The organism is Rodentibacter sp. JRC1, from assembly GCF_020521555.1.
In the GTDB taxonomy this organism is placed as follows: Bacteria; Pseudomonadota; Gammaproteobacteria; order Enterobacterales; family Pasteurellaceae; genus Rodentibacter; species Rodentibacter abscessus.
In genome coordinates, this window is record NZ_BPWA01000001.1 from 227677 (window position 1) to 240898 (window position 13222).

Consider the following 13222-nt stretch of genomic DNA (forward strand, 5'->3'; position numbering starts at 1 on the left):
TTTATCGCCAAGAAATTATTCTTAATTTTAATGTAAAGGATTATTTATGAACAAATTTACTAAAATTAGTGCAACAGCATTATTCGCTTTATTTTTAACCGCTTGTGAAAAACCGGCAGACAAAGCGGCTGAAACGGCAAAACCGGAAACAGCACAAACAGTAGAGACGGCTAAACCGGCAATGAGTGCGGAAGAGCAAGAAAAAGCAGACTACGAAAAATTAATTGCATGGAACCAAGCTGAAGGCGCGATGCAAGCTCAAAACACACAAAAACTACAGCAAGAATTAAATGCTGCCGCTGAAGCTAAAGATGAAAACAAAGTGAAAGCGGCAATTGAAGAATATAACAAAACCGTTCAAGCAACTATCGCAAGTTTAGACGGTGTTGATATTAAATCCGAGTCAATCAACGCGGCAAAAGCGAAAACAAAAGAGGTTTTAACTCTTGCAAGTCAATTATTGGTTGATCAAGTAAATGTAAAAACTGAAGCTGATAAAAAAGCTTATGCTGAAAAAGCGGCTAAATTACAAACTGAAATGAAGGCTTTAGCACAACTTAGCGCACAAATTGAAGCAAAATTCAACCCTGCTCCGGCTCAAACACCGGCAGCACCGGCAGCAAAATAGTTTATCTTTAAACTAAAAACAGCGGTCAAATTGGCCGCTGTTTTTTTATAGCCCAAGCCTCTCTTTAATACGATCTGCAAACATTCCGATACTTACTGCAAAATAGTTCGATCTGTTCCAATCTAAGATAGTACGGAAATTGTTTGAAACCAAAAACGCTCGTCCTACTTTCTTATCCGGACGAACAAGCCAAAGATCCGTATGAGAAAGCGCGCTTAATTTTACTTGTTCTTGCGCACTAAAGCCAATCGGAATTACACCGAGTGATTGCCATGAACTAAGCGAACGGGCTTTATTTTTCTCAATTCCTGTAAGGGATAAATCAATCGGTTGATTCAATGTTACTTCCATCCCCCAAGGCAATTTATCGTTCCAACCTACCGAATGCAAATAGTTTGCAATAGAAGCAAAGGTATCAAATTGATTTGTCCAAATATCTTTCACTCCGTCATCATTACCATCCGCCGCATAATTTAAAAAAGCACTCGGCATAAATTGGGTTTGCCCCATTGCCCCCGCCCATGATCCCAACATTCTATGACGTTGAATATGATCACGCTCTAACATTTTCATCGCATTCACAAATTCTTTACTAAACAATGTTTCACGTCTGCCGTCAAAAGCTAATGTCGCCAAAACGGAAAGAACATCATAACTGCCTTGATAATGCCCGAAGCTGCTTTCCATACCCCATAATGCCAGCAAATATTCTTGCTGCACACCATAACGTCGGCTTGCCCGTTGCAATGGTACTTGCACTTCCCAATAGCGTTCTTCTGCCACATCTACTTTATTATTGGTTAGCACTTTATTGAGATAATTTGTCGTGCCATTTGGATTTAATACCGGTGCTTGACTTGGAGCACGCTTTATAGCTCTTCCTGCTTGAGCACGATCCAATCCCACTGCTTTTTCGATGTATTGAATATTATTTTGCGCATTTAATACCGATCCCGATACCCCTTCAACCGCGGCTTTACCTTTTAAGAATTGAACATAATCGTTAAAGTTATCAGGGGTTCGAGGTTTATTGTAAACAGAATGACTGCTAACCATTGGAATTTTTGTTGTAGAAGAATTTTGCGTATTAGCGGAACACCCCACAATGAAACAAGATAAAAGTGCGGTCGATATTAGCGAAATTTTTTTCATTCGATTTCCTTTAATCATTAAAATACAAATAGGCTTCCCTTTAATAAAAAGAGAAAATTTTTATTTTCTCAAAAACTTATGATAAACCGTCTTCAATAATGACGTCGGCAATAAACGCGAACCGAAACGTAAAGCAAAGGTAACCAAACCGGATATCAAGCCTTGAACCCCCAAACGATATTTTAATTTAAACAAACGCCATTCAGCCTTGGCTTGCTCCAGACCACGGCGACGCCCTACCATACCATTTCCTACGCGTGCATAAACCAAAATATCCGGTAAATTCGCCACAGGCTTGCCTTGTGCTACCAGTTTTATCCACAAATAATAATCTTCTTGCAAATCTTCATAACCGCCACAATGAATGACCGCACTTTTTTGATATGCCACCGTCATATGATTAAACGGACAACGTTTTTGGGTAAAACTGACAATATCCTGCATCTGTGTCGGTACGTTGCGATAAGCCACAATATCCTTCACATTCTCACCAAATTCGGCAATTTGCCCGCCGAAAATAATAGTTTCAGGATTTCGTTCAATAAATGCGGCTTGTTTTTCAAAACGATGCGGTACACAAATATCATCCGTATCCATACGAAAAACCCAATTATGTGAACAATGTCTTAATCCCTCATTTAAAGCTTTGCCCAATCCCAGATTTTGTGGCAATTTCACTAATTTTAACGGCAATTTCGATTCAAATTCCGATACAACGGCCTCTAATTCCGTTGTTACCCCACCATCAAACACTAAAACGATTTCATCGGCTTGATGAGTTTGTATTACCAAACTTTCAAAACATTCTCTTAAATATTGCGGTTTTTCCTTAATATATAAGGACATTAAAACTGAAAATTTCATCACTACCCTTTCACTATCGAATTTCTATAATGACAACGCTTATACAAAACGCTTCAAATGAATTGCCAATTTTGGAGAAATCAATACCACCAATGCAATGATCAACGGTTTAATACTTTTTGTTTGCTTGAAGATCTCAAAATAATATTTCGCAGCTTTTCTTGATAAATTCATCACCTGCGGATATGCCAACATATATTGGGCATTAATGGCAAAATTGCGCGCTTGTTCCTCTGTTTCAATATAATGCGTTTGAATGTAATCAATGGCTTTTTGCGTATGAGTGGTATCCGTTGAAACACTAGAACGTTTTGTATGGAATGTACAATGGGTTAGCGGTTCATCTACTTTATAAGGTTTGAAAGCCGGCTCTTTTATTAATTTCAACAAAAAATCATAATCTTCCAGTGAACGAAGTGCGGTCGATAATCCGCCTATTTTTAAGAAAAGATCTTTCTTCACGGTAATCATCGGCATTCCACCTATTTTGTTGGCAAGTAAAAGGCGTTCAATGTTAATCTCTTTCGGTTCAATCGGGTGTGTCACATAACTAAAGCCTTCATTTATCATTTCACATTTTGCCGGATGATAAATAAAGTTAATATCAGGGTGAGCAGTAATAACTTTCTCCAAATCTTCACATTTGTGATGAACAAAACGATCATCATCATCCAAAAATAGCAACCATTCAGCCTTTGCCATACGTGCGCCGATATTACGGCTTTCAGCCGCTCCTTGATTGGTTTCATTACGAATAATGCGTACCTCAAAAGGATAAGTTTTGTTTAGCACGACAGGTAATTTTGAACAATCATCCACAATTACTACTTCAAAATTCCGAATGCTTTGCTGTTCCAAACTTTCCAGCAATGCCGGAATGTCTTCTTCTCGATTATAAGATGGCACAATAATGCTAAACATACTTTGCCTCCTTTTGTTTTAAGAAAATCCATTGTTTGCCGTGCGAACCGAATAACGACAAAAACATCAACATAATAAACATAATCCCCGGAAAGGCAAAAGTATCGGCTTTTATGTTGCAAGCTGTGAGAATAACAAATGTGGAAAGAATAAATTTCCAACTACCGTCAAACCAATTCAATGCAACTTTTCGCACAAAATAAAATGTAACGAAAAAACACACCAAAGCATAAAATACGCCGCCATATAAAATTTGGCGTAGAAAACCGGAATCCGTATTGCCATAATAACGCCCCACTTCCGACTGCCCTGTCATGTACATTCCATCACCCGTGATAAATTGCTTCAAGGTTGGTAAAAATAAGTGATTTTTCATTAAAGTGTCTGTGGAAGAACTCACCAAACCTGCGCCATGAAGCAGATTGATAACCGGCTCTAGCGCGTGCGCTACATAAGGATTGTAAGGAACGAAATAAGCCAATCCAAGCACCAATACGGCAAAAATACTCAAAGGCAGAACATATCGCCACTTAAAATACACGGCGATACTCACCACGGAAAGTAATAAAAAAGTTCTGCCTGAAATCAACCCGATACACAATATCAAAAACACGAAAACGCTCGGAATAACATTATGTTTTGCATTGTAAGCCAGTAAAAAATGGAACAAAACGAGGTAAAACAAACTTAATTGAAAAAATGCCGTAGCAGTTAGGTTATACAAACGATATTCCTGTTCTGAACCATAAAAACGTGCCGGTAAAACCGCATTGGTAGAAAGCAGGAAATCCACTAAAAATGAAACACCAAACAAGGCGGCAACACCTAGCACAAACTGTATAATCACACCGATTTGAAGATCCCGTACCATACGTTTCTGCCCGTTAGGCATCGCATAAAACGCGTTATAAAGTCCAATACCAAAGATAAATAGAATCAGCCCTTTCAAATACATCATAATGACGGAAAAATCTCTCGTACCGTTTATCAATAATGGAATTACACTCAGCACAATCAACCCGACAAGTACCGCAAGACTATCCAAGGGAATAATAATCCCTTGTCTACATTGCTTTTTCATATAACGATACGCCAACAGAATAACAGCCGCTAAACCTGCCACAACCGACATACGCACTACGTGAAAAAACCAAGGATCATAAATATAAAAAAAGTTAAAAAGTGCGGTCATTTATTTTCCTAAATTTTTCTGAATCGCCATTAATTTTTTCAGCGGATATTTAATCAATTTTTTCACTAAATTATTTGCTTGAGAACCGCGAATCGCTTCCAAATTGCTCGTTAACTGTGGATTTTCAATCACCATTAAAGGACGCACCACTTGGTTTTGTAAAGCAAACTCTGTTTCAAATAATAAAAAATCATCGGCAAGCCAAAAAGGTTTAACTTGTTCAAGTCGCGTCAAAAAAGTACGGGCTGCCGATTTTTTAATTAAATACCCCACTGTACCGGCAAAATAACTTTTATAAGGGTAAGCATAAGTTATACCTCCTGCTTTATGACGAAGAAAAGAGAAGGTTGTGGGATAATTAATTTCTAATTCCGAATCATCAAAAGTCGCAATTTTTGATTGTCCGATCAAGACAATGGGCATTTCATTTTTTTGCGATAAAAGTGCGGTCAAATTTTGCTGAAAATTTGGCGCAAACAGCGCATCATCTTCACATACAAGTACATAATCATCTTCGGCGACGTTTTCATCCGCTACAATCAAACGATACACCTCTAGATGGCTTAGGGTACAGCCAATCTCACCTTTAGTGACTTTACGCCCGTAATGCCGTTCAAATTCGTTTAAATCGAATTTTTCGTCCAGCTCGTCCCACTCAAGCTGCATCGTATTCAACGCAGAAAAAATGCGAAAATCCGCTGTATCCGGTTGCAAGAAAAAAAGCTCACGACGCTGCACATCTTTATCAAGGGAAATCAAATATTTATTCATAATTATCTCGATTAATTTATACCGCCTATTTGATTAGAAAAATTTCAAATAGTTGCATAAAAGGCTGCTGATTATACTAAAAGATAAGTAAAATTGGCATTGGGTTAAAAAAAGAAGTACGGTTAAAAATACAAGTATTTTCAACCGCACTTGAATTTCCTAAAATCTCATGAAAAACACTTCCTTAATTTCGCTAAAAAGCAAAGACTAAATTTCTGCCTACACTTGTCCATAACGGCGAAGAAAACTATAATCCCCCAAAATTTCAACTCATAAACCATCATGTCAAACAAAACCATTGCTAAAAATACCCTCTTTCTCTACATTCGTATGCTCTTTAATATGGGAGCAATGCTTTATATTTCACGTGTCGTATTACATGTGTTGGGCGTAGAAGATTTCGGTATTTATAATATCGTGATGGGGGTGGTGATTCTATTTTCGTTTTTTAACGGCACAATGACGGCGACGACACAACGCTTTATCAATGTGGAAAAAGCTTCAAATGATGTCGAACGCATCAATAAAGTCTTTAATATAAGTCTTCTCAACCATTTATTTATTATGCTCATTGTTGCGGTGCTGGCGGAAACAGTGGGGCTTTGGTTTCTAAACCATAAATTAAATATTCCCGTCGCTCGAATACAAGCCGCAAATGTAGTGTATCAAATTGCATTATTAATCGCCTTAATTGAAATTATTAAAGTGCCGTTTAATGCAATGATTGTGGCACACGAGCGTATGTCTTTTTATGCTTGGTTGGGCTTGGGAGAAACGGCGTTTAAACTCTCCGCTATTTTTATTTTAATGCAAATTGAACAGTACGATAAATTGATCGCTTATAGCTTGCTTTTACTCTGTGTGAGCGTACTTGTTTTCTCACTTTATTTTAATTTCACACGCCGTACTTTTTATATGGAAACCCGATTTCGTTTTCAAAAAGACTTGAATAAAACTAAAGAAATGGCAGGTTTCTCCGGTTGGATGTTGCTCGGACAAACAGCTTATATCGCCTCTACTCAAGGCTTAAATATGGTGATAAACCTCTTTTTCGGGGTCACCGTTAATGCCGCAGTAGGCATTGCCACACAGGTGGATACGGCTGTTTATAGCTTTGTGAACAATTTCCAAGTGGCATTTAATCCGCAACTTGTGCAGTCTTATGCGACAAAAGATTATGAACGCAATAAAAAATTGATTCTCGGTACATCAAAATATTCCTTTTATCTGATTGCGATTTTATCTGCCCCCGTGCTTTATTTCACTCACACGTTACTCACGCTTTGGCTAGGGGATCATTTACCCATGTATGCGGTTCAATTGGTACAGGCCACACTGCTATGTTCACTCATTAGTGCAATGTCCGGCTCATTTTGGATGACTGCACTCGCCATCGGTTCAAACAGTATTAAGCAATACAATATTATTTTATCCCTGATCGATCTTTGCACCGTCCCACTCGCCTATTATTTATTCACCCTTGGTTATAATCCGGTATATGCGTTTATCGGTCGATTTTCGACCGCACTTTTTATGCAAATTTATCGTATCTACTTTATTAACAAAAAAATTAAATTTAATCGAAAAGAGTTTGTCACATACTTGCTGAATATCGGTATGGTTTTCTCCCTATTAATCGGACTAATTTATTTGTCAGATACGCAACGCCTCTATTCTTTCTTTGAATTTTTGAGTGAAGCGGTATTATTGGAAAGCGTCCTAATTATCGTTATTTTGCTCTTTGGTTTAAATCAAGCGGAAAAAGCATTCCTATTTAGTTATATTTTGAAAAAGGTAAAAAAATGAACTCAACATTAATTTCTCTAAAGCAAAAACTTGCGCCGATTGCGGATTTAATCAAAGATAAAAACGATGTGTTTTACCTTGATTATCCATTGCATTTAAATGTCGGCGATTTATTGATTTATCACGGAACAGAACAATTTTTTAAAGATCATCATATTAATATCACCTTAAAACGTTGCGAATTTGATGTGGATCTTAATGAGATAAAACGAAAAATTACCCCGAATACGACCATCTTGTTACACGGCGGCGGTAATTTTGGCGATCTTTACCCTCAACACCAAAAAATTCGCGAAACAATGGTTCAACATTTCCCGAATAATCGCATTATCGTGCTGCCACAAACGTTATATTTTAAAGATCAAAAAAATCTGGAAAAATCAGCCGCACTTTTCCGCCGACATAATGATTGCTACTTACTCGCACGTGATGAACGTACCGAAGAAACCTTCAAACAATTTTCGCAAAAAGTTTCCTTATCGCCGGATATGGCACACGAACTCTATGGAATATTACCGACCAAGAAAAATTCCACCGATAAGCAACTTTATTTCTTACGGAAAGATATTGAAGCCAGTAATGTAGAAAAAACGATTCTTGCCACACTGCCTCCTAACGCCAATGTGAAAGACTGGGATGATATTCTTTCCCGCGTAGATGATGTTGTGTTAGCGTTTAGCTGGCGTATTAATAAATTTGCCAATAAACAAAATTGGGGGTGGCTGAAAGATCTTTTTCATCAATTTTGGTTTGCTTATACCAAACGCATTGTTAATCGCGTGGCAAAAATCTTCTTACAAAACGATTCGATAACGACAACACGTTTACACGGCCATATTTTTTCATGCTTACTTGAAATTCCGAATCGGGTTTGCGACAACGCCTATGGCAAAAATTCCGGCTACGCCAATTTATGGACAAAAGAAATTGATTTTGTGGAAATTGATAAAAAATGATGGAACTCAAAAAACTCATTACCGCTATCATTCTGCCGCCATCTAATGTTTTAATTCTATGGCTGTTGGCGTTAATTCTCGCAAAGTTAAAGTTCAAAAAATTAAGCCGAATTTTGACCGCACTTGGTATCGGTTCACTTTACATATTAAGCATTCCCTTTACGGCTCAAACCTTAAAAGACAGCTTAATTACGGAGGATCACTTAACCCTTGAGGATTATAAACAGGCGCAAGCCATTGTGTTATTAGGCGGAGGATTGCGTGATAGTAAAGAACTCTACTCACCGCTCGCCTCCACCGCAATTCAATTAGAACGCCTGCGTTACGCCGCTTATTTACAAAAAGAAACCGCTTTGCCGTTGTTAATCACCGGAGCCAGTCCAACCGGAGCCATCGAAGCAAAAGTTGCCGCTGAAGAATTATTGTATTTCTTTAATGTGCCGACAAAATGGATTGAATCCCGAGCCTTAACAACAAAAGAAAACGCACTGTTTACGAAGGAAATGTTGGCGAAAAATCACATCGACAAAATCGTTCTTGTCACCAATGAGTGGCATATGCAGCGTGCAAAATTGCTCTTTCAAAAACAAGGGTTTGAAGTCTTGCCAGCCGGCGTCGGCGAAGGCATCACACCGGAAAATTACGGATTAAATCTAATGCACTTCGTCCCTCAAGGCGGCGCGTTAGCGAAAAATACACAGTTATTGAAAGAATGGTTGGGCTATTGGAAAGAAAAGTAATCAAGATTCAAATCTATGATTAATAAATCAAACACAAACTCCCCTAAAAGGGGAGTTTTTACGTTTATAGTTTGCGGAGTTCCTTATCCTTTCACACCGCCTGCAGTTAATCCCCCTACTAACCAACGTTGTGCGATTAGAAATACCGCTGTAATAGGAATTGCAGATAATACTGCGGCAGCGGCAAAATCCCCCCAAAGATAATTTTGAGCATAGAGATATTGTTGCATTCCCACGGCAAGTGTATAGCTATTGACATCACGTAAAAGTAATGACGCAACAGGCACTTCTGTAATAGCTGCAATAAAAGAAAGAATGAATACTACCGCTAAAATCGGTACGGACAATGGAAGTAAAATGAGTCTGAATGCCTGCCACGGCGTTGCTCCATCTAAAGAAGCGGCTTCCTCTAAAGAACTATCAATGGTTTCAAAATAACCCTTGATAGTCCAAACATGTAAAGCAATTCCTCCCAAGTAGGCAAATATCACTCCGGCGTGAGTGTTTAGCCCAAGAAATGGAACGTATTGTCCTAAGCGATCAAATAATGCATAAAGTGCCACTAAAGATAATACAGCCGGAAACATTTGGAAAATCAACATTCCTTGTAATAGTGTTTTTTTACCTTTAAATTTCATTCTGGCAAAGGCATAAGCACAGGTAGTAGAAAGTGCAACAATGCCTACCGCAGTGATCGTAGCGACTTTTACCGAATTCCATAACCATAGTAGTACAGGAAATGGCGGCGGTGTAACAGAGCCATCGGGATGAATAACATCAAAGCCTAAGGCAAGTTTCCAGTGTTCCCAAGAAATCTCACGTGGAATAAGATCACCAAGTGCCAAATTCCCGGGTCGTAACGAAATGCCAATCACCATCAGTAATGGAAACATAATAAGTGAAATAAATAGAATTAGTACGGCATGAGTTGCCCAGAGTCGATAACGCATAGATTTTGGTTGTACGATAGCCATAATAATTCTCCTAGTCTAATTTCATTTTGGTTGCTTTGATATTTAATAATGCCAAACCGCCCACCAATAAGAAGATAATCGTTGCGATAGCTGCTGCCAAACCGAAATCTTGAGAACCGCTACCTTCAAAAGCAATACGATAAGTGTAGCTTACCAATAAATCTGTATAACCCGCTGGTGTCGTCGTACCAATCATATCCGGACGGCCATTAGTTAATAACTGAATCAAGACAAAATTATTAAAATTAAAGGCGAAACTTGCAATCATCAGCGGTGTTAATGGCTTTAACAACAGTGGAAAGGTAATTTTGGTAAAGTTTTGCCACGTTGAAGCACCATCCATCGCAGAAGCCTCATAGAGTTCCTGTGGAATCGCTTTGAGTAACCCCATACATAAAATCATCATATAAGGATAACCCAGCCAAGTATTTACGATTAAAATCATTACCTTTGCAAGAAACGGATCATTAAACCATTCCGGTCTGATGCCAAAAAAATGATTTAAAATCATATTGATCTCACCAAAACTTTGGTTAAATAATCCCTTGAATACTAAGATGGAAATAAAAGCGGGAACAGCATAAGGTAAAATAAGTAATAAGCGATAAACACTTTTCCCTTGTAATGCTTCCCATTGCACTATACAAGCAAGGACCATTCCAATAATAACGGTAAATACAACCGTTAAAACCGAAAATACAATTGTCCAAATAAAGATTTGTATAAATGGTTTTTGGATACCTTCATCGGTAAAAATTTTAACAAAATTATGAAATCCCGTCGCTACGGTATAACCCGGCTCAAGTGTTTCATTTTCCCACCCGCCACTGTCATTAATCGCTTGGAAAAAACCTTTATCATCGTTAGCACGGTAACGTTTCATTGTTTCATTATTCGTTAAAATTTTTGTATTTTCATCATAAGTGTAACGCATTTTTTGTTCTGAAAATTGACGCAGAGAACTCATCGTCAATTCATTTCCATCAGGCAAAATCACAGTCATTGCCTGCAATGCAGCACGATTTTGCGTAACAACTTTTAACGGTGAGCTTTCACCGTTCGGTATCGTTTTTTCTACAACATTTACCGGAGTGTCCGTCAATAAAATATCATCGGAAACAAAAATTTGATCGGTATTTTTATTGTGTATAGCTAATTTAAAGCGTTTATCCGCTTGCGGATACAATTTGAAGTCGTATTTGCTACCGGAAAAATAATGTTGTTGTGTCAATACGCTCAACGCCCGTTCAAAAGAAAGTTGATTCGTACCACTATAATTGGTAAAGGCGATAGCAATGGTCGCAACAAGCGGAAATAAAATGAAAATTACCATTCCCATCATACCGGGAAAAACATAACGCCACGAATAAGCTTTTTGACTACCGAAAATATATAAGCCGGATGTTAAAATTACTAAAGTTAGAAGTGCAAATAAATATTCCCCACTAGAGTACATCAGCGTAACCAAATAAAAATCGATCAGAAAAACCGTTCCGATTAATAGCTTTTTTAAGTAGTTAGCGGAGAATTTCGATGGAGCAGAATCAATATTTTTTAGCATAATACACCTCGAAATGCTGAGAAATTAATTATTACATTAATATGAGATGGCAAGATAAATAACTCGAAAAAATATAGATAAATTTTGACCGCACTTTTAGCTAATTATCTATACGATGGAATAAGCGGGTTACTCACCCGCCGGAAAAAGTTATTATTTTTGAATTCTCGCCCGAGCATCATCCAATGCGGCTTTTACTTCTTGCCGTCCGGATACTGCATTAATAATCGCACTACGTTCTGCATACCAAAATGCTGACATTTGCGGAATATTCGGCATAATTTCACCATTTTTTGCATTTTCCATAGTTGCCGCAATACGAGAATCTTTAGCCAATTTTTCTTGATAGGACTTCAAGGCTACGGCACCAAGTGGCTTATCCGCATTAACCACAGCCAATCCTTCATCGGTAAGTAAGTAATTTTCTAAAAATTCTTTAGCCAAATCTTTATTCGGACTTGCTGCATTTACAGCTGCACTTAATACTCCGACAAACGGCTTGGATGCTTTGCCATTCAAGGTAGGAAGAACGGCAACACCATAGTTAATTTTGCTTTTCTCAATATTGCCCCATGCCCAAGGGCCATTAATTGTTAATGCACTTTCTCCTTTATTAAAACTTGCCTCGGCAACAGCATAATCCATATCAGCATTAATGACTTTATTTTTAACCATATCGACTACGAACTGTAACCCTTTTTGAGCCCCTTGATTGTTAACACCAATATCACTTACATCATAGCTACCATTGACGAATTTAAAAGCGTAACCACCGTTTGAAGCTACCACCGGCCAAGTAAAATAAGGCTCGGCTAAATTCCACATAATGGCATTTTTGCCTTCTTTTTTAAGCTTTTTATCAAGTTCTAAAATTTCTTCCCAAGATTTAGGCGCCTCAGGTGTTAAATCTTTATTATAGATAAGTGATAACGCTTCAATTGCAACAGGATAACCAATAATCTTGCCATTGTAAGTTTCCGCATTCCAAGAGAAATCTACAAATTTATCTTTAAACTCTTGGCTTGGTTGTAGCTCGGCTAATAAACCTGCTTGAGCATATCCTCCAAAACGGTCGTGCGCCCAAAAAATAATATCCGGACCATCTCCGGTAGAGGCGACTTGTGGAAATTTTTCTTCTAATTTATCCGGGTGTTCAACTAAAACGGATACGCCCGTGTCAGTCTCAAATTTTTTACCCACTTCGGCAAGCCCGTTATAACCTTTGTCACCATTAATCCAAATGACTAATTTTCCTTCCGTCATCTTCGCCATTACAGATGAAGATAAGACTAATCCCGCCATTGTCGTTAAAGTAAATTTCAATAATTTTTTACTCATAGCACACTCCTTACGTGTTGATAAATAAAGCATTAAACCTGAGGGATAATCCCATTTAGTTTAATTAAATTATCAATAAATATTTCCTTTTTGTATCATCCTTTGTTCTACGCCCCCTAAGAATTATCTCACTTTATTTTTGATAAGTTCTATTTTGTGAAGTAGATCACATTTGTTAAATTAAAAAATGTGATCTGCTTCAAAAATTTGATTCCCAAAGTCATTTTTATTAAAAAAATAATTCAAAAAAATAAAAAATAGATACTTTTTCATTCTAATCCTTAAAAAAGTAGAAAAAGGATGATTTTTTATCTATTGA

The 13222-nt window shown here is 37.7% G+C and carries 12 protein-coding genes; 4 read left to right on the plus strand and 8 right to left on the minus strand.

The window, feature by feature from the left end; genetic code table 11:
* Positions 1–46 precede the first annotated feature (46 nt).
* Positions 47–628, plus strand: a complete 582-nt coding sequence (locus HEMROJRC1_RS01080; protein WP_226691229.1) for a lipoprotein HlpB — start codon at positions 47–49, stop codon at positions 626–628.
* A 45-nt stretch (positions 629–673) separates the two neighbouring features.
* Here the strand turns inward: HEMROJRC1_RS01080 and HEMROJRC1_RS01085 are convergent, their stop codons facing one another.
* The 5 genes from HEMROJRC1_RS01085 to HEMROJRC1_RS01105 are packed head-to-tail and all read right to left on the minus strand — an operon-like array spanning position 674 to position 5528.
* Positions 674–1780 carry a lytic transglycosylase domain-containing protein gene (locus HEMROJRC1_RS01085; RefSeq protein WP_226691230.1) on the minus strand — a complete coding sequence of 369 codons (1107 nt, stop codon included), beginning with the start codon at positions 1778–1780 and terminating at the stop codon, positions 674–676.
* Positions 1781–1840: 60 nt separating this feature from the next.
* Entirely contained in the window at positions 1841–2644 is an 804-nt protein-coding gene (locus tag HEMROJRC1_RS01090) for a glycosyltransferase (protein ID WP_226691231.1), read from the minus strand.
* Positions 2645–2683: 39 nt separating this feature from the next.
* On the minus strand, positions 2684–3565 hold the full coding sequence (locus HEMROJRC1_RS01095; protein ID WP_226691232.1) for a glycosyltransferase family 2 protein: 882 nt from the start codon (positions 3563–3565) through the stop codon (positions 2684–2686).
* Positions 3558–4757 (minus strand): hypothetical protein, encoded by a 1200-nt coding sequence (locus HEMROJRC1_RS01100; protein ID WP_226691233.1) that lies wholly within the window; start codon positions 4755–4757, stop codon positions 3558–3560. Before HEMROJRC1_RS01100 ends, HEMROJRC1_RS01095 begins: the two co-directional genes overlap by 8 nt.
* Positions 4758–5528 carry a glycosyltransferase family 25 protein gene (locus HEMROJRC1_RS01105; protein ID WP_304621900.1) on the minus strand — a complete coding sequence of 257 codons (771 nt, stop codon included), beginning with the start codon at positions 5526–5528 and terminating at the stop codon, positions 4758–4760.
* Between the two features lie 282 nt (positions 5529–5810).
* On the opposite strand from HEMROJRC1_RS01105, the gene HEMROJRC1_RS01110 reads away from it, so the two are divergent.
* The 3 genes from HEMROJRC1_RS01110 to HEMROJRC1_RS01120 are packed head-to-tail and all read left to right on the plus strand — an operon-like array spanning position 5811 to position 9030.
* The gene (locus tag HEMROJRC1_RS01110) at positions 5811–7334 is read left to right on the plus strand and encodes a polysaccharide biosynthesis protein (protein WP_226691234.1); all 1524 of its coding nucleotides are present in this window, start codon (positions 5811–5813) and stop codon (positions 7332–7334) included.
* Entirely contained in the window at positions 7331–8290 is a 960-nt protein-coding gene (locus tag HEMROJRC1_RS01115) for a polysaccharide pyruvyl transferase family protein (RefSeq protein WP_226691235.1), read from the plus strand. Before HEMROJRC1_RS01110 ends, HEMROJRC1_RS01115 begins: the two co-directional genes overlap by 4 nt.
* The gene (locus tag HEMROJRC1_RS01120) at positions 8287–9030 is read left to right on the plus strand and encodes a YdcF family protein (protein ID WP_226691236.1); all 744 of its coding nucleotides are present in this window, start codon (positions 8287–8289) and stop codon (positions 9028–9030) included. Before HEMROJRC1_RS01115 ends, HEMROJRC1_RS01120 begins: the two co-directional genes overlap by 4 nt.
* An 83-nt stretch (positions 9031–9113) precedes the next feature.
* On the opposite strand, the gene malG is transcribed toward HEMROJRC1_RS01120, so the two are convergent.
* From malG to malE, 3 genes are all read right to left on the minus strand, one after another.
* On the minus strand, positions 9114–10004 hold the full coding sequence (malG, locus tag HEMROJRC1_RS01125) for a maltose ABC transporter permease MalG (protein WP_226691237.1): 891 nt from the start codon (positions 10002–10004) through the stop codon (positions 9114–9116).
* 10 nt (positions 10005–10014) lie between these two features.
* Positions 10015–11565: a maltose ABC transporter permease MalF gene (malF, locus tag HEMROJRC1_RS01130; RefSeq protein ID WP_226691238.1), complete on the minus strand. Its 1551-nt coding sequence runs from the start codon at positions 11563–11565 to the stop codon at positions 10015–10017.
* Between the two features lie 153 nt (positions 11566–11718).
* Entirely contained in the window at positions 11719–12903 is a 1185-nt protein-coding gene (gene malE, locus HEMROJRC1_RS01135) for a maltose/maltodextrin ABC transporter substrate-binding protein MalE (protein WP_226691239.1), read from the minus strand.
* Positions 12904–13222 lie beyond the last annotated feature (319 nt).

Excerpts from the sequence above, each read along its gene's own strand:
- malF (WP_226691238.1), bottom strand. The coding sequence starts at position 11,565 with ATGCTAAAAAATATTGATTCTGCTCCATCGAAATTCTCCGCTAACTAC.
- HEMROJRC1_RS01090 (WP_226691231.1), bottom strand. The coding sequence starts at position 2,644 with ATGAAATTTTCAGTTTTAATGTCCTTATATATTAAGGAAAAACCGCAA.
- HEMROJRC1_RS01115 (WP_226691235.1), top strand. The coding sequence starts at position 7,331 with ATGAACTCAACATTAATTTCTCTAAAGCAAAAACTTGCGCCGATTGCG.
- HEMROJRC1_RS01095 (WP_226691232.1), bottom strand. The coding sequence starts at position 3,565 with ATGTTTAGCATTATTGTGCCATCTTATAATCGAGAAGAAGACATTCCG.
- malE (WP_226691239.1), bottom strand. The coding sequence starts at position 12,903 with ATGAGTAAAAAATTATTGAAATTTACTTTAACGACAATGGCGGGATTA.
- HEMROJRC1_RS01110 (WP_226691234.1), top strand. The coding sequence starts at position 5,811 with ATGTCAAACAAAACCATTGCTAAAAATACCCTCTTTCTCTACATTCGT.
- HEMROJRC1_RS01120 (WP_226691236.1), top strand. The coding sequence starts at position 8,287 with ATGATGGAACTCAAAAAACTCATTACCGCTATCATTCTGCCGCCATCT.
- HEMROJRC1_RS01105 (WP_304621900.1), bottom strand. The coding sequence starts at position 5,528 with ATGAATAAATATTTGATTTCCCTTGATAAAGATGTGCAGCGTCGTGAG.
- HEMROJRC1_RS01080 (WP_226691229.1), top strand. The coding sequence starts at position 47 with ATGAACAAATTTACTAAAATTAGTGCAACAGCATTATTCGCTTTATTT.
- malG (WP_226691237.1), bottom strand. The coding sequence starts at position 10,004 with ATGGCTATCGTACAACCAAAATCTATGCGTTATCGACTCTGGGCAACT.
- HEMROJRC1_RS01085 (WP_226691230.1), bottom strand. The coding sequence starts at position 1,780 with ATGAAAAAAATTTCGCTAATATCGACCGCACTTTTATCTTGTTTCATT.
- HEMROJRC1_RS01100 (WP_226691233.1), bottom strand. The coding sequence starts at position 4,757 with ATGACCGCACTTTTTAACTTTTTTTATATTTATGATCCTTGGTTTTTT.